We start from the raw sequence: 16,208 nt of genomic DNA, 5'->3' as shown, positions 1-16,208 counted from the left end.
CCCTGCCGACGCGCAGATTGCCGGGCGTCGCGGCCATCGACGCCGCGTCGTTGCCGCCGCGCAGCGGGTTGCCCGTCCGGAAAGCCAGACACTGGCGAGCATTGCATCGGGTAATTCCGAGGCGTTGCGGGAGCGCTCAGTCCGTCCGGAAATCCGGACGACTTTCCGGGAAACCGGGCAGCCTCAGAGGTGCAATGCCGCGATTTTTTCGTAGAGGGTTGCGCGCGAGATGCCCAGCAATTGCGCCGCGCGGGTTTTCTTGCCGCCCGCCGCATGCAAGGCGGCGGCGATGGCCGCGCGTTCTGCGGCGGCAACCGTCTCGGCCAGCGAGCGCCAGCCGTCCAACGCGTCGGGCGCGGCGACGGCCGGCAGAATGGTCGCGAAGTCGTCCGCGCCAAGGGTTTTGCTGTCGCTGAACAGCACTGCCATTTCGAGCGTGTTGCGCAGCTCGCGCACGTTGCCCGGCCAATCGTACTGGCACAAGCGCTGCAATGCCGCTGGCGCCATCTCGCGGCGTGGCATGCCGGTGCGTTCGACGATCTGCGACAGCATGCTGTCACACAGCGCGCCCAGATCGGCCAGCCGCTCGCGCAGCGGCGGCAGCGTGATCGACAGCACATTGAGGCGGTAATACAGGTCCGAGCGGAAGCGTCCATTGGCGACGTGGCTCTTCAGGTCGATGCTGGTGGCGGCGATCACGCGCACATCGACCCGGATGACGCGGTTCGCGCCGAGCGGTTCGATTTCCTGTTCCTGCAACACGCGCAGCAATTTCGCCTGGATCTGCAGCGGCATGTCGCCGATCTCGTCGAGAAACAGGGTGCCGCCATCGGCCAGCTTGAATTTGCCGTCGCGGCCGCGCTTGTCGGCGCCGGTGTAGGCGCCGGGCGCCGCGCCAAAAAATTCCGACTCCAGCAGATTCTCCGGAATCGCCGCTGCGTTGATCGCGATGAAGGGCTTGCCGGCACGATCGGAGCTGGCGTGAATCGCCTGCGCCAGCAACTCCTTGCCAGTGCCGGTCTCGCCCAGCAACAGCACGGTGGTATCGAGCTGGGCGGCGCGCTGCGAACGCTGCTTGACCTCGGCGCAGGCCGGACTGCTGCCGATATAACTGTCGAAGGTGTAGCGCGTGGTGCGGTGATCGACCAGGCGCCGCTGGGTCTCGGCCAGTTCCTGTTGCAGCTTGTCGAATTTGCTGACCAGCGGTTTCAGGCAGTGGTGCATGTCGTACAGGCAGAAACCGACGGCGCCGATCACCTCGCCCTCGGCGTCGGTAATCGGCATGCGCGTGACTACAAAGGTTTGATTGCCAAAGCCCATCAGGTCGAGCAGGATCGGCTCGCCGTTGGTGAGCACCTGGCGCAGCAGGCTGTGCGGAATGATCGTCTCGATGGCCTGGCCAAGCACTTCCTGCGCGTTCAGGTTGCCCAGCATGCGCAGGTATTTGTCATTGACCCAGACGATATTGCCATGCCGGTCGATCGCAATGGCGCCCTCGAACAGCGCGTCGAGGCGCTTGAAAAGAGTACGCATCGACCATTCCTTGAGGCTGTCCGAATCGCGCATCAGCTCTGCAGTCAATCCCATGCCCGGCTCCTTGTTATTTTTATTCGGCCACTGGGTGCGGCGTGCCGTTGCAGGCGCAGCATCTCGTAGAATGGCCGTCTGTTTTTCTTCTTGCGTGCCCAATGAGTGTTCCGACCGTCGACCTGCTTGCGCTGTGCACCACCATCAAGGCATGGGGCCGCGAGCTCGGCTTTGCCGAACTGCGCATCACCGATGTCGATTTGCAGCATGCCGAATCCGGCTTGCAGGCATGGCTCGACGCCGGCCATCACGGTCAAATGGATTATATGGCAGCACATGGCCTGAAACGCGCGCGGCCGAACGAATTGGTACCGGGGACCCTGCGCGTCATTTCCGCGCGGATGGATTATTTGCCACGTGACACCGCCACCGACTGGCGCGCGCGCGAAACGGCGCGCCTGGCCGATCCGGCCGCAGCGGTGATCTCGGTGTATGCGCGCGGCCGCGATTACCACAAGGTGCTGCGGGCACGCCTGCAGCAGCTGGCCGACCGCATCGCCGCCGAAATCGGTGAGTTCGGTTACCGCGTGTTTACCGATTCAGCCCCGGTAATGGAGGTGGAACTGGGCAACCGCGCCGGGCTGGGCTGGCGCGGCAAACACACGCTGCTGCTCAGTCGCGAAGCCGGTTCGATGTTCTTCCTGGGCGAACTGTTCATCGATCTGCCGCTGCCGGTCGACGCCCCGGTGAGTACCCACTGCGGCGCATGCACAGCCTGCATCGACATCTGCCCGACCCAGGCCATCCTCGGCCCATACCGGCTGGATGCGCGGCGCTGCATTTCGTATCTGACCATCGAACTCAAGGGCAGCATTCCGCTGGAGCTGCGCGCCCTGATCGGCAACCGCATTTATGGCTGCGACGACTGCCAGACGGTTTGTCCGTGGAACAAGTTTGCCCAGCGTGCCGTGTTGCCGGACTTCGACGCGCGTCACGGCCTCGGCAGCGCCGATCTGGTGACGCTGTTCGGCTGGACCGAAGCGCAGTTCGACCAGATCATGGCCGGCAGTCCGATCCGCCGCATCGGTCACGAGCGCTGGCTGCGCAATGTCGCGGTCGGACTTGGCAACGCGCTGCGGGCAGCGCCGTCGGAGGCGCTGGTCGCGGCATTGCAAACGCGCATCGATCACCCGTCCGCGCTGGTGCGCGAGCATGTGCTGTGGGCGCTGGCCGAGGCTACAGAACGAAGTTGAAATCCCGCACCAGTGCGCCTGGCAGCAACGCGCTGCCGGTGGCGCGCTCGCCCCAGGAATCGCTGCTCAACAGCAGCTCGCGCTCGGCGGTCAGTGCCAGCAGGTTGTCGCCCAGCAGGCGGAACAGCGAATCGTCGAAGCGCATCACATTCAGCGGTGCGACGATCTCGCCGTGCTCGACCCAGAAGGTGGCAAAGCGCGTCATGCCGGTGATGCGGCAATTGGCCCGGTCCGAGAAATTCAGGTACCACAGGTTGCTGATGTAGATCCCGGTGTCGAGCTCGGCCAGCGCCTGTGCCATCGGCAGGCTGCCCGCCGCCAGCTCGATGGCCGCCATGGTTTCGGCCGCGCCGGCGCCGTTGGTGGTCAGGCCGTATTCCATCGCGCTGCGTGGCGAGATCATGCTGCCGGTCAGTGCACCCTGCTCCAGCAAGTGCAGGCGCGGTGGCTTGATGAAGCCATCGCCCTGGAAGCCCGGCGCAAAACCGCCGGCGCTGTCTTCGGTCAGATTGATCGACGGATGCAGGCGCACGCCTTCGTCGCGCATGCGCCGCAGCGAACTCTGCTTGGTGCGCAGCGACTTTTCGGACAGGCCCTCCCAGTTGAACATGCCGATCAGTTCACTCATCGCCGTCGGTGTCAGATAGGCCCGGTACGCGCCCGGCTTGACCGTCACCGGGGTGCGCTTGAGGATTTCCAGCTGCGCGATCGCGCTGTTCATGCGCTCGGCAAAGGCGGCCTCGTCCCATGCCGTGCCGGCGTAGGAGGATTTGACTGCCTTGTCGCGGCTCTGGTACAGGCTCCAGTCCAGATTGAAGGTGGCCGCCTCGAACCAGTTGCGCTGCCCGAACGAATTGGCAAAGCCGCGATACACCGGGCCGCTGGCGAGGATGCCGACCAGATCGACACCGGCGCTGGCGCGCAGCACCTGATCGACGATCGCGGCGGTGGGCGGCAATTGCGACGGCACGGCCTGTTCGGTCGCGTTTACTTCACTGGCGATGAGCAGGTGCGGGTCGTCCGGCAGATCCGGCAGCTGCCTGCGCAGGCTGGCGATGAGGCGATCCAGCGTCGGCCGGTCGGCTTCCAGATCGCCGGTCAGCGCCGTGCTGGCCGAGCAGTGGCGGCGCCCCGCGATCAGATGCAGCGACAGGAACGCCTGCCGCACGTGACCGGACTGGCGCAGCGCGCTGCGATTGAAGCGCACGAAGTCGGTCGCCTCGGCCGAGAACCAGCACTTGAATTGCTCATCCGACTGGATGCGGCTGCCGACATGGGCGGCGAGTTGTTCAAAGTAGCGTTGCATCAGTCCTGCCCTCCAAATACATCGACATTGGCAAACAGGCAGGCTGGCGACGCATGGCCGACCCGGATCACCTGCGACGGTTCGCCCTTGCCGCAAAACGGCGTACCCATGACATCGACGGTCGAGGCATCGCCGACCGCCTTCAGCGACCGCCAGAACGATTCCGAAATGCCGCGGTAGTTCGGATTCTTGACCACGCCCTTGAGCTGGCCATCTTCGATCAGGCGACCGCTTTCGCAGCCGAACTGGAATTTGTTGCGCGAGTCATCGATCGACCACGACACATTGGTGTCCATCAGCACCCCGCGCTCCACCGAACCGATCATGGCTTCGAGCGAGCTGCTGCCGGGTTCGATATTCAGGTTCGCCATGCGGTCGATCGGGGCGCGGTTCCAGCTGCAGGCGCGCGCATTGGCGACGCCCTCGACACCGGCCCGCGCCTGCGAGATCGCGCCGCCCAGCGGCCGCTCCAGCACCCCGGCGCGGATCACATAGGCCTTCTCGGCCGGCTGGCCGTCATCGTCCCAGCCGTAGCTGGCAAACTGCTCGCCGCGGCTCGGGTCATGCGTCACATTGAGCAGCGGCGAGCCGTACTGGAAGTGGCCAAACATGTCGAGCGTGACAAAGCTGGTGCCGGCGAAATTGCGCTCATCGCCGAGGATGCGATCGAGCTCCAGCGGATGGCCGATCGACTCGTGAATCTGCAGCATCATCTGGCCCGGCATCAGCAACAGATCCATGCTGCCGGTCGGGCAGTTGGGCGCATTGAGCAGTTCGATCGCCTGCGCGGCGATGCGTGCGCCCGAGCCGTAGAATCCGGCATCGTTGAGCACCTCCAGCCCGCCCTGGCGACAGTAGCCGTTGTACTGCCCGCCCAGCGTGCGGGTTTGCGTATCGGCGCCCTGATTGGCGGTCACCGACAGATTCGGAATCACGAAACTGAACTGTTGTTCGAGATCGCCGCCGTCGGCGGTCAGGTACAACTGGCGCGTGCTCATGGTGCCGATCGAGGCACTCCAGTCCACGATGCGCGCATCAATCTGGCAGGCTGCCGATTCCCGCATCAGCAGCGCAATCAAGTCCTTGCGCGACGCCTCCGGCGCATTGGCGCGCACCGGACTGGCATAGCGCCCGGTCGGACGCGGCATGGCAATCGTCGAATAATCAATCACCGACCGTCCGGCGCTGGCGACGGCCCAGGCCTGCGCGCGCGCAATCGCGTCTTTCAGCCCGGCCACCGTCAGATCACTGGTGGCGGCATAGCCATACCCGCCGCGATGCATGATCGTGACCATCGCGCCGCGATCGATGGACGTCGTCAACGGCTGCAGCAGGTTTTGCCGCACCATGATCTGTTCGCTGGATTCGTCGACGATGCGCAGCGCGCAAAAATCAACGGCCGGGGCGAGGGAGCGGAATTGGGTGCGCAGGGTGTCGAACATGGTGACTTTCGAGGGAGGTTTTTGGGAACGGTTGCAGGGTACATCAGCAGGAGACAAGGGCAATTTTTCGCGACGATTTTCGTCAACACCAACACCTGTCGTAAGCGACTGAGGTGTCGGACAACAACTCAGCCAGCCGTTTCCTTTTCACCGGGGTCGCACAACGCGATCCCTTTTTTTACGACTGCAATATATTTTGGATCGGACGGAAAGTATTCAAACTGCTGGTGGCGTCTTGAATGCGGCGATCGATAGAAGACCAGAAAGCTGGTGACGTTGGATTTCACCTGTTTTCGGACCTGATCAATCTTCGTCATGTCGCGGGGTTTGCAGTTATTACCGAGCGCATCCATGATGTCGACATCCGGCGCAGGATTGGTCGCGCCCGCAGCAACAGGGCCGGCAAGGCAAATCATCGTCGCAAGAAGACGTACCCTGTCGGGAAAGAGTCGCACTGTTTTCTCCGATACGTTATCAGGTCGGCAAAGCGCCGGAAGCCACACCGAACATTTTCTCGCAAGACGCCAACCGGTATGTACGGAAGTGTAGCGCGCGGCAATCAACCGCACGTATTCCATGGTCCGTTATCGGGGTCAGAGTAATTTTCGCGATGACCCGTTGCGAAAAAAAACTCTGACCCCGATAACTCGGCTTGCCTTAACTTGAACAACCGCAAAAACTCCGCGCTGTCGTTGCAACGGTCGCACACCGCACCGGCAGCAACCGGGGTCGGAGTTTTTTTTCGCGACGCTTTTTCGCGAAAATTACTCTGACCCCGGTTGCGGGCTACGGAGTGCTGAGCTCGGCAATCAACCGCACGAATTCCATGGTCCGTTATCGGGGTCAGAGTAATTTTCGCGATGACCCGCTGCGAAAAAAAACTCCGACCCCGATAACTCGGCGTGCCTTAAATTGAACCACTGCAAAAGCTCCGCGCAGTCGTTGAAGCGGTCGCATACCGCACCGGCAGCAACCGGCACGTCAGTCCCGCAACCCCTTCGGAATCGCACTCAGCAACGTGCGCGTATAGGCATGCTGCGGATTGCGATACAGCTCATCGGAATTGGCCAGTTCGACCACGCTGCCCTTGTTCATCACCATCACCTGATCGGCGATGTATTTGACGACGGCCAGATCGTGCGAAATGAAGATGTAGCTCATGCCGAATTCTTCCTGCAGGTCCTGCAGCAGATTCAGTACCTGGGCCTGTACCGAGACGTCCAGCGCCGATACCGATTCGTCGCACACCAGCACTTCCGGCTTCATGGTCAGGCAGCGCGCGATGGCGATGCGTTGTCGCTGGCCGCCGGAGAATTCGTGCGGGTAGCGGTGGAACGCCGCTTCGGGCAAGCCGACTTTTTTCAGCAGCGCATAGGCCATGTCGGAGCGGTCCTTGTCGCCGGTGCCGATGTTGTGGATGCGCAATGGCTCCAGCAGAATCTGGCCGACCGTGAAGCGCGGATTGAGCGAGGCGTACGGATTCTGGAAGATGATCTGGATGCGCCGCTTGTAGGCCATGAACTCCTTGTTCGACATGGCAAGGATGTCCTTGCCTTCGAACAGCGCCTGGCCCGAGGTGGCTTGGTGCAGGCGCAGCAGCGTCAGGCCGACGGTGGTCTTGCCGGAGCCGGATTCGCCCACCACGCCGAGCGTCTTGCCGCGCGCGAGTTTGAACGAGACGTCACTGACGGCCTTGAATTCCTTCTTGCCGAACAGGCCTTCGCGGCTGTAAAAACTTTTTCCGAGATGGCGCACGTCGAGCACGATCTCTTCGCTGCCGGTCAGGCCGCGGGTGCGTTGCTCGGTCAGGCCGGCCGGCTCGCCATCGCCTTCCAGATAATCGGCGATCACCGGCAGGCGCATCGGCCGCGCATCCAGCGATGGACGGCAACGCAGCAGCGCCTTGGTGTACGGGTCTTTCGGCGCGTTGAAGATCTGGTGAATCTCGCCTTTTTCGCGGATCTCGCCGTTGCGCATGACGATCACGGCGTCGGCGATCTCGCCCACCAGCGCCAGGTCATGGGTGATGAACAGCACCGACATCTGGCGCTTTTTACGCAGCGCGTCGATCAGGTCGATGATCTGCTTCTGGATCGTCACATCGAGCGCGGTGGTCGGTTCGTCCGCGATCAGCAGTTTCGGTTCGCAGGCGATCGCCATGGCGATCATCACGCGCTGCTGCTGGCCGCCGGACAATTGGCTCGGATACGCATCGATGCGGGTTTCCGGGGTCGGGATGCCGACCTCTTCCAGCAGCGCCAGCGTGCGTGCGCGCGCCTGCTTGCTGTCCATGTTCATGTGCAGCTTGAGCACTTCGCCAATCTGGAAGCCGACCGTGAAGACCGGATTGAGCGAGGTCATCGGCTCCTGGAAAATCATCGAGATTTCCTTGCCGCACAGCTGGCGCCGTTCGGCAATCGACAGCGCCAGCAGGTCGCGGCCTTCGAACAGGATCTTGCTGTTCGGGTCGACGATGGAGTTGTCGGCCGACAGCAAGCCCATCACGGCCAGCGAGCTGACCGATTTGCCGCTGCCGGACTCACCGACCAGGGCGATGGTGGCATTGCGCGGGATGTCGAACGAGATGCCTTTGACAGCCTCGACGCTGTGGGTTTTGTCGGTCAGAAAACTGACGCGCAGATTGCTGACGGACAGCAAGGGGGTCGAATTCGGTGTCATCGCAGTTTCCTATTTGAGCTTCGGATCAAGGGCGTCGCGCAGCGCGTCGGTAAACAGCGAGAACGCCGTCACCAGCACCGCCATCGCCACACTGGCTGCCACCAGCTGCCACCACTTGCCAAGGATGAGTTCGTTTTGCGCTTCATTGAGCATGCTGCCCCATGACACGGTGCCGACCGGCACGCCGAACCCGAGGAAACTCAGGATCACTTCCGACTTGATGAAACCGACCACCAGGATCGAGATCTGCACCAGCGCCACGTGACTGACGTTGGGGAAAATATGCGTGAACATCTTGCGCATGTGCGAGGCGCCAATCGCATCGGCGGCCCAGACGTATTCGCGGTTCTTGTGCTTGAGGTATTCGGCGCGGATCAGGCGATAGGTGCCGGTCCAGCCGGTCAGGCCGAGGATCAGCACGATGGTCAGCACGCCTTTTTGCTGCAGCACTGCGGCCACGGCAAGGATCAGCAACAGGTACGGCACCGAGGTGAAGATGCTGTAGAACCAGTTGAAGAAATCATCGACCTTGCCGCCGAAATAGCCGGAGACAGCGCCGAAGACGGTGCCCAGAAAGGTCGCCAGGAAGGCCGCAACGATGCCGACCACGATCGACGTTTCGGCGCCCTTGATGGTTTTCTTGATGATGTCGTGGCCCCACTTGTCGCCACCGAACGGCAGCGTCTCGCGGCGCACCAGCGCGGCCTTGGCGGCGCCGCCCTTGGCCAGTTCGGCGCGCACTTCGGCCAGTTCCTTGCCGATCGGGTCGGGAATGCCGTAGTCGTTGACGATCACCGGTTGCTGGGCGCCGGCACTGGCGCGCAGTTCACGGATGATGTCCTTCAGGGGATCGAGCGGGTTTTCGGGCGGCAGCGCTTCGCTTTCCGCCGCGGCTGGCGAGCCACCGCGTTCGGCTGCCGTTTGCGCGCCGACAAAGGTCGGCGGCGCGTAGTTGACGCCGACTTCAGCATCCCAGTCGGAGGCCAGCAAGCCGCTGGCCGACAGCACCAGCGCGACCAGATAGGCGACCACCACGGCCAGTGCGAACATGGCGGTATGGTCGGCACGCAGCCGGCGCCATGCCAGTGCCCAGAGTCCGGGCGAAACCTGTTTTTCAGTATGTGTCATCGAGTGCTTCCTACTTCAGCTGAACGCGTGGATCGACGGCCTGGTACATCAGGTCGGTCAACAGATTGAAGATCATGGTGGCGGCGGCGACATACACGGTGATCGCCTTGATCACCGGGAAATCGCTGCGCTCGACGGCCAGAATCACTTCGCGGCCAATCCCCGGGATCGAGAAGAAACGCTCGATCAGGAACGCGCCGATCAGCAGCGCCGGCAGGTTCGACATGACGTTGGTGATGATCGGGATGGCGGCGTTGCGCAACACGTGCACCCACAGGATGCGACGCTCCGAGACACCCTTGGCGCGCGCGGTGCGCACGTAATCCTGGTTGACTTCATCAAGCACGAAGGTGCGGAACAGCCGCAGGCTCGGCGCGACGCTGACGGCCAGGCCGATGATGATCGGCAGCAGCGAATACTTGAACAGGTTCTCGAAAAAACTGTCGCCCCAGCCCTGCACCGGGAACAGGCTCAGCTTGTAGGCAAAGAAGTACTGGAACACGATGATGTAGACCAGAATGCTGACCGACATGCCGATGGTGCAGGCCACCATCACCGAGCGGTCCAGCACCGAACCGCGTACGAAGGCAATCGCCAGGGCGAGGCCGACGGCGATCAGGGTTTCCAGGATCGTCAGCGGAATCAGCACGGTCAGCGACGGCCCGAGGCGCGAGGTGATCACGTGCGAGACCGATTCACCGGTGCTCCAGCTGCTGCCGAAATCGAACGTGACAATCTGCTTGATGAAAATCCACAGCTGCACCCAGATCGGCTGGTCGATGCCGAGCTGGGTGCGGATGTTGGCGATCTGCTCCTTGTTCGACATTTTTCCAGCCAGGATATAAGCCGGGTCACCGCCGACCCAGTTGAACAGGATGAACACCAGCAGGATCACCCCGAGCATGGTCGGCAGCATTTGCCAGAGACGCCGCAATATGTAGGAAGTCATGATTTTCTTTCAGGGTTATTTGCGTTTTTCGATGTCGAAATACATCCATTCCGCGTGCAGGATCGGATGCTTCTTGAAACCGATCACGCGTGGCTGCGAGACCATGTTGCGATAGCGGGCATACCCCATCCGCTGGGCCGAGTAGATTTCCATGATGCGGGTCATCTTGTGATAAATCAGGTCGCGTTCCGGCCCGGCCGGCAGCTTTTGCGAAGCGCGGTAGAGCTCGTCGTAGGCGGGAATCTTGGCGCAGCCATTGTTGTTCTGGCCGGTGTTGGGGCCGTAGTACAGCTGCATGAAATTGTCGCCATCGGGATAGTCAGCGATCCACGGCGAGGTGCGGGTTTGCAGCTGGCAGCTCTTTTCGGCTTTCAGCAGATCCGGGAACGGACGGATGTCGCCATCCATGCGCACACCGATCGAGTTGTAGGTCTTCTTCCACATCTCGGATTGCTGCTGGCCGTTGTTGTCGTTGCGGGCCGAATACTTGATCGTGAACGGTTTGCCATCGGGCAGATTGCGGAAGCCATCCTTGCCGCGCTTGTAGCCGAACTTGTCAAGCAGTGCATTGGCCGCAGGCAGATCGAACTGGATCGAACTCTTGTATTTCGGATCATGGCCGACGATGCCGGGCGGGATCGGGTACTCCAGCGCGATGGCTTCGCCGTTCCAGACCAGCCGGATTTCTTCATCGACGTTGTGCGCCATGGCGATGGCACGGCGCAGCGCGATCTTGTGCTTTTCAAAGCCGCCCAGCACCGGGTCCTGCATGTTCCAATAGTAGTAGCTCGATTCCGGATCGACGATGCGCGAGAGCTGGATGCCCTTTTTCGCGAACTCGGGCTTGAGCTTGCCGCCGCTGAGGAGCTGCGGCGCCAGCGGGCCCTGTAATTCGAACAGGTCGACTTCATCGTTCTGGAATGCCAGCAGACGCGACTGGTCTTCGATCATCACGGCGATCTCGATGCGGCCGATCTGCGGGAACATCTTGCCCTTGAGCCTGGCGACAATGGCCTTGTCTTCCGGATCGGTGCCGGCTTCAAAATCCCAGGTGAAGGGCCGGTAATCCGGATTGGCTTCGAGCACCATGCGCGAGGCACGCACCCATTCGGTCAGATGATAGGCGCCGGTGCCGACCGGATTGGCCATCACCTGGCCGCCCGTGTCCTGGTATTTCTCGACCACTTCGCGCGCCATCGCCGAGGTCGGCTCATGCGCGAGGATCATGCCGAGGTTGAAATCGGGCTGGGTCAGATGAATGCGCAGCGTGTACGGATCCAGCACTTCGAAACCGGCGATCTTGCTGTCGTAATCAAACTTGCCGGTCTTCTTGGCGTCGGCGGCGAGCGCATCGAGGCCGACCACCTTGCCTTCGAACAGCCAGGTATGCGGCGAGGCCAGTTTCGGATCAAACAAACGGCGATACGAATACACGTAATCGTTCATCGTCAGTTCGCGCTTCTTGCCATTGAAGGCGGCATCCGGAAAGAAGTAAATGCCCTTCTTCAAATGGATCGTGTAGGTCTTGCCTTCATCGGTGACTTCCGGCATGCCGTCGGCGGTCAGTGGCCGCAGTTTGGCCGGACGCGCCAGATAGTCATAGGTGTACAGCGTCTCGAACACGGCTTGCACCACATGCGCCGAATACAGGTCGCGCCCGATCGCCGGGTCGAAACCGGTTTCCGCAGCGGGGAACACATAACGCAGCACCTTGGTCGGGTCGGCCGGGTTGGTCGCGCCGTGCGCAGCGGGCAAGATGCCGATGACGGCAGCCAGGATCAGGCCGCGAAGCCAGAGTGATTTCATGGTGGTGGTTCCTTGCAAAATGCCATTGCCAAAATCGATAGCCAATCGATCAGTGTTTTTCAATATCCAGGTACTGCCAGTTTTCGCGCATGATCGGATGCTTCTTGAAGCCCTGCACCCACGGCCGGACCAGCCAGTTGCGCACGCGCCAGAGCCCGAGCACGGTGGCCGAATCGGCTTCCAGCTGGCGGAACATGGCCGTATACAACTGTTTGCGCTGCGGCCCGTCGGGCATCTGGCGGGCCTGCTCGAAGGCGGTGTCAAACGCCTTCGACGCATAGCAGCTGCGATTGCCCTGTCCGCCATTCGGCCCGTAATAGCTTTCCAGGAAATCGCTGCCATCCGGAATGCCGGCCGAACCGCCCAGCCCGAACATCATCAGCTCGCAATTGCTGGCGGCTTTCAGATTGTCGGCAAAGCTGCTGACCGGGAACTCGGCATGCAGGCCGATGCCGTCCAGCGCGCGCTTCCAGAGCTCCATCAGCAGCTTGTCGCGCGATGACGGCGACGAATTCACTTGCAGCACCAGCGGTTGGCCGTCCGGGAAGGTCCGAAAGCCGTCCGGCCCGCGCCGATAGCCAAAGTGATCCAGCAATTTGTTCGCCAGCGCCGGATCATACGACAAACTGCTGCGATAAGACGGATCAAAACCGGCTACGCCCGGGGGCACCGGCGCTTGCGCCTTGACGGCCTGGCCGAAGCGCGCCTTGACGATTTCCTCGTCGTAGCTGTAGCTCATCGCAATCGCGCGGCGCAGCGCGATCTTGTCATTGGTCATGCCGCCGACCACCGGGCTCTTGAAACTGAACAGGGTTTCGGTGATTTCGGGCGCGATGTAGCGATACAGGCGGATGCCCTGGTTGGCGTATTCCGGCTTGAGCTTGTCGATGTCGAGCACGCGTGGCACCACGTTTTCGGTCAACAGGTCGAAGTCGAGCTGGTTGCCGGCGAAGGCCAGCCAGCGCGATTGCTCCTCTTCGATGATGCTGATCTCGACACGCCCCACCTGCGGCATGGTCTTGCCCTGCATCTGGCGAATCAGCTCGGCATCGCCGGGCTCGCCGGACGATTTGAAATTCCAGACGAAGCCGCGATAGTCCGGATTGGCCTGCAGGATGATCTTGCTGCGCGGGACGTATTGCACCAGCTGGTACGGACCGGTGCCGACCGGATGGGTGTTGGTATTGGCGGCATACATCTCGATGACTTCGCGCGCCACCGCACCGGCGGTCGGATGCGCCATCAGGTACTGAAAGGTTTGGTCCGGCGCATTCAGGCGTACCCGCAGCGTGTAGCGGTCGGGCGTCTCGACGCCGGCGATCGGCGCGTCGTAATCGAACTTGCCGGTTTTCTTGGCGGCGGCGACCAGCGCATCCAGGCCGATGATCTTGCCCTCGTACGAACTGGCTTGCGGCGAGCGGTTTTTGGGATCGAGGATGCGCTTGATGGTGTACGCATAGTCGGCCGCGACCAGCTCGCGCGGCACGCCCTTGAAGGCCGGGTCGGAGGTGAAGCGGATGCCTTTTTTCAGATGGAACAGGTAGGTCTTGCCGCCATCGCTGACCTCCGGCATGCCGTCGAGGCTGTTCGGCGCGAGTTTCGCCGGACGCGCCAGGTAGTCATAGGTCAGCATGGTGTCGAAGATTGCCTCGCCCACCCAGGTCGAATACAGGCTGTTGTTGGTCTTGACCATGTCGAAGCCGTCGTCCGGCGCTTCGAACGCCAGATGCAGCACCTTGGCCGGGTCGGCCGCAGCCAGCGCCGACGAGGACGATGCCGCCAGCAGCAAAGCGGCGCACAGATGGCGAAAATGGGGATGCAGAGTCATGCGGCGCGGCTCAATGCTTGATCACGTCGATATATTCCCAGCCGGCGTGCAGCACCGGGTGCTTCTTGAAGCCGAGCACCCACGGCCGCGTGACCCAGTTGCGAATACGCAGCACCTGCAGTACCCAGGCCGTGTCGGCTTCCATTTGGCGGTTCATTTGCGCATACAGCTTCAGTCGCTCCGGGCCGGGCGGCAGCGCGATGGCCTGTTTGTACAGGGCGTCGAAGGCCGGCGACTGGTAACAACCGAGATTGCCCTGCTGCGAGTTCGGACCGTACAGCAATTGCAGGAAATTCTCGCCATCCGGGTAATCCACATTCCAGGCGCTTTGCCACATCATCAGGCTGCAGGCCGTGGCGGCTTTCATGTTGTCGGCAAAATTGCTGACCGGGAATTCGGCGCGCAACCCGATCTGGTCAAAGCCGCGTTTCCACAGCTCAGCCGTCTCCTGGTAGATCACCGACGCTTCCCGGTTGATCCTGATGACAATCGGCTGGCCATCCGGCAGGGTCCGATAGCCATCGGCACCGCGCTTGTAACCGAAGCGGTCGAGCAGCTTGTTGGCCAGCACCGGGTCATACGCAATGCTGCTGCGATAGGCCGGGTCGTAGCCGACCACACCCGGCGGAATCAGCATCTCGGCGCGGCTGGCCTGACCCTGACGCAACAGGGTGATGTCATCGTGGAAGTTGTAGATCATCGCGATGGCGCGCCGCAAGGCAACCTTTTCGATGCCGTAGCCGCCCACCACCGGGTCCTGCATATTAAAGAACGTAAAGCTGATGGCCGGCTCCGTAAACCGTTGCAGCCGGATATTCTGTGCAGCGAATTCCGGCTTGAGCTTGTCGCCATCGAGCGCGGTGCGCGCGGCCAGCTGCGGAATCCAGTCGATATCGATCTGCTTGTCCTGAAACGCCAGCCAGCGCGCCTGCTCTTCCTCGATCACGCTGATTTCGATGCGGCCGACCTGCGGCATCTTCTTGCCCTGCATGTCGCGCACCAGTTGCTGATCCATCGGATCGGCCGAGGGCTGGAAATTCCAGGTGCTGCCGCGATAGACCGGATTGGCGACCAGCGTGACCTTGCTGCGCGGCACGTACTGGTCCAGCATGTAGGCGCCGGTGCCGACCGGATGCCGCCCGCTTTGCAGGCCATACGACTCGATCACTTCACGCGCGGTGCCTGCCAGTGCGCCATACGCGACCACATACAGGAAGTTGTAATCCGGCGCGGTCAGATGCACCTGCAAGGTGTACCGATCCGGCGTTTGCAAGCCCGCAAGCGGCGCGTCGTAGTCAAACTTGCCGGATTTTTTGGCGGCGGCCACTGCTTCGTTCATGCCAACGATCTTGCCATCCAGAAACCCAGCCGATGGCGAACGGTTGACCGGATCGAGCAGGCGCTTGAAGGAGTACGCGTAATCCTGCGCCACCAGCTCGCGCGGCTTGCCCTTGAAGGCAGGATCATCGGTGAAGTGGATGCCTGGAATAAGGTGGAAGGTATACGTCTTGCCGCCGTCGCTGATCTCCGGCATGGCGGTCGTCGTCCGCGGCACCAGCTTGGCCGGGCTGGCGAGGTAATCGTAGGTCAGCAGCGTCTCGAAGATCGTCTCGGCGATGAAGCCGGAGTAGTAATTCTGCGTGCGCACCATGTCGAAGCCATCATCGGCGTCCGAAAATGCTGTCCGGATCACCTTGGCCGGATCGGCCGGACTCACGGCATGCACCGGGCCCGCAGCCAGCAACAGGGCGAAGCCGCCTTGCCTGATTAGATTCCACATTCGTCGACATCCCTCATACGCTGCCGTCACACCCACCACATCGGTAAGCAAACGTCGTTGCTTCGCGCCGTACCAGCAGGCCTGCGCTGGGGGCCGGAGTCAACGACGTCGGTGCCATCTCTGGTCGACCCGGCTAATGGCTGGGTCATGACGGATCAATTTGATTGATCAACCCGTAAAAGGGCGTAACCATAACGCATGTCCGGTCGCTTGACGCGAGCCGAAAATTTATTTTCATGTTGCTGCGCAGCACAAACCGGGTTTCGGCAGCAACCCGCCGTAACTCTCGTTGCGACCACGGAAAGCGATCATCAAGCGAATTCGGCGATCGATTTATAAAATTTAGCTGGTATTCCAATTGACCATACAACCGGACCGTTTGACGCTGCCGGGCAACATCTTCACCAGCCTTAACGCATCCATCCCAACCATTAATTCACTGTTGTTTTATTGCCCGAATTACCATGCCCGCGTGTTGACACCCCCTGCGGTTGGATGGTTCCATGTGTT

11 protein-coding genes are annotated in these 16,208 nt (G+C 61.7%); 1 reads left to right on the top strand and 10 read right to left on the bottom strand.

The annotated features are described in order from the left end of the window. Window positions 1-183: 183 nt before the first annotated feature. The gene (locus tag RCH09_RS14600) at window positions 184-1,587 is read right to left on the bottom strand and encodes a sigma-54 interaction domain-containing protein (protein ID WP_326941852.1); all 1,404 of its coding nucleotides are present in this window, start codon (window positions 1,585-1,587) and stop codon (window positions 184-186) included. A 101-nt stretch (window positions 1,588-1,688) separates the two neighbouring features. On the opposite strand from RCH09_RS14600, the gene queG reads away from it, so the two are divergent. Next, window positions 1,689-2,780, top strand: a complete 1,092-nt coding sequence (gene queG / locus RCH09_RS14595) for a tRNA epoxyqueuosine(34) reductase QueG (protein ID WP_326941851.1) — start codon at window positions 1,689-1,691, stop codon at window positions 2,778-2,780. Here queG and RCH09_RS14590 read toward each other — a convergent pair. The 9 genes from RCH09_RS14590 to RCH09_RS14550 form a co-directional block, all read right to left on the bottom strand. Further along, window positions 2,764-4,086: a TldD/PmbA family protein gene (locus tag RCH09_RS14590; RefSeq protein WP_326941850.1), complete on the bottom strand. Its 1,323-nt coding sequence runs from the start codon at window positions 4,084-4,086 to the stop codon at window positions 2,764-2,766. The genes queG and RCH09_RS14590 overlap by 17 nt on opposite strands. Next, the gene (locus tag RCH09_RS14585) at window positions 4,086-5,528 is read right to left on the bottom strand and encodes a TldD/PmbA family protein (protein ID WP_326941849.1); all 1,443 of its coding nucleotides are present in this window, start codon (window positions 5,526-5,528) and stop codon (window positions 4,086-4,088) included. Before RCH09_RS14585 ends, RCH09_RS14590 begins: the two co-directional genes overlap by 1 nt. 128 nt (window positions 5,529-5,656) lie before the next feature. Then, complete coding sequence (locus RCH09_RS14580) at window positions 5,657-6,106, bottom strand: hypothetical protein (RefSeq protein WP_326941848.1); 450 nt, start codon at window positions 6,104-6,106, stop codon at window positions 5,657-5,659. 403 nt (window positions 6,107-6,509) lie between these two features. Further along, on the bottom strand, window positions 6,510-8,207 hold the full coding sequence (locus tag RCH09_RS14575; RefSeq protein ID WP_326941847.1) for an ABC transporter ATP-binding protein: 1,698 nt from the start codon (window positions 8,205-8,207) through the stop codon (window positions 6,510-6,512). A gap of 9 nt (window positions 8,208-8,216) precedes the next feature. Then, window positions 8,217-9,335: an ABC transporter permease gene (locus RCH09_RS14570; RefSeq protein ID WP_326941846.1), complete on the bottom strand. Its 1,119-nt coding sequence runs from the start codon at window positions 9,333-9,335 to the stop codon at window positions 8,217-8,219. A gap of 10 nt (window positions 9,336-9,345) precedes the next feature. Further along, window positions 9,346-10,284, bottom strand: a complete 939-nt coding sequence (locus RCH09_RS14565; RefSeq protein ID WP_326941845.1) for an ABC transporter permease — start codon at window positions 10,282-10,284, stop codon at window positions 9,346-9,348. A gap of 15 nt (window positions 10,285-10,299) precedes the next feature. Next, window positions 10,300-12,090: an ABC transporter substrate-binding protein gene (locus RCH09_RS14560; RefSeq protein ID WP_326941844.1), complete on the bottom strand. Its 1,791-nt coding sequence runs from the start codon at window positions 12,088-12,090 to the stop codon at window positions 10,300-10,302. A gap of 49 nt (window positions 12,091-12,139) precedes the next feature. Further along, the gene (locus tag RCH09_RS14555) at window positions 12,140-13,918 is read right to left on the bottom strand and encodes an ABC transporter substrate-binding protein (protein ID WP_326941843.1); all 1,779 of its coding nucleotides are present in this window, start codon (window positions 13,916-13,918) and stop codon (window positions 12,140-12,142) included. A gap of 10 nt (window positions 13,919-13,928) precedes the next feature. After that, entirely contained in the window at window positions 13,929-15,698 is a 1,770-nt protein-coding gene (locus RCH09_RS14550) for an ABC transporter substrate-binding protein (RefSeq protein WP_326941842.1), read from the bottom strand. Window positions 15,699-16,208 lie beyond the last annotated feature (510 nt).

It is taken from the genome of Actimicrobium sp. GrIS 1.19, from assembly GCF_035984655.1.
In the GTDB taxonomy this organism is placed as follows: Bacteria; Pseudomonadota; Gammaproteobacteria; order Burkholderiales; family Burkholderiaceae_D; genus Actimicrobium.
This window is presented reverse-complemented; position numbering and strand designations above follow the sequence as displayed.

Bases quoted from the DNA above. Each gene is read 5' to 3' on its own strand.
- RCH09_RS14600 (WP_326941852.1), bottom strand. From the start codon at position 1,587: ATGGGATTGACTGCAGAGCTGATGCGCGATTCGGACAGCCTCAAGGAA.
- queG (WP_326941851.1), top strand. From the start codon at position 1,689: ATGAGTGTTCCGACCGTCGACCTGCTTGCGCTGTGCACCACCATCAAG.
- RCH09_RS14590 (WP_326941850.1), bottom strand. From the start codon at position 4,086: ATGCAACGCTACTTTGAACAACTCGCCGCCCATGTCGGCAGCCGCATC.
- RCH09_RS14585 (WP_326941849.1), bottom strand. From the start codon at position 5,528: ATGTTCGACACCCTGCGCACCCAATTCCGCTCCCTCGCCCCGGCCGTT.
- RCH09_RS14580 (WP_326941848.1), bottom strand. From the start codon at position 6,106: ATGGAATACGTGCGGTTGATTGCCGCGCGCTACACTTCCGTACATACC.
- RCH09_RS14575 (WP_326941847.1), bottom strand. From the start codon at position 8,207: ATGACACCGAATTCGACCCCCTTGCTGTCCGTCAGCAATCTGCGCGTC.
- RCH09_RS14570 (WP_326941846.1), bottom strand. From the start codon at position 9,335: ATGACACATACTGAAAAACAGGTTTCGCCCGGACTCTGGGCACTGGCA.
- RCH09_RS14565 (WP_326941845.1), bottom strand. From the start codon at position 10,284: ATGACTTCCTACATATTGCGGCGTCTCTGGCAAATGCTGCCGACCATG.
- RCH09_RS14560 (WP_326941844.1), bottom strand. From the start codon at position 12,090: ATGAAATCACTCTGGCTTCGCGGCCTGATCCTGGCTGCCGTCATCGGC.
- RCH09_RS14555 (WP_326941843.1), bottom strand. From the start codon at position 13,918: ATGACTCTGCATCCCCATTTTCGCCATCTGTGCGCCGCTTTGCTGCTG.
- RCH09_RS14550 (WP_326941842.1), bottom strand. From the start codon at position 15,698: ATGTGGAATCTAATCAGGCAAGGCGGCTTCGCCCTGTTGCTGGCTGCG.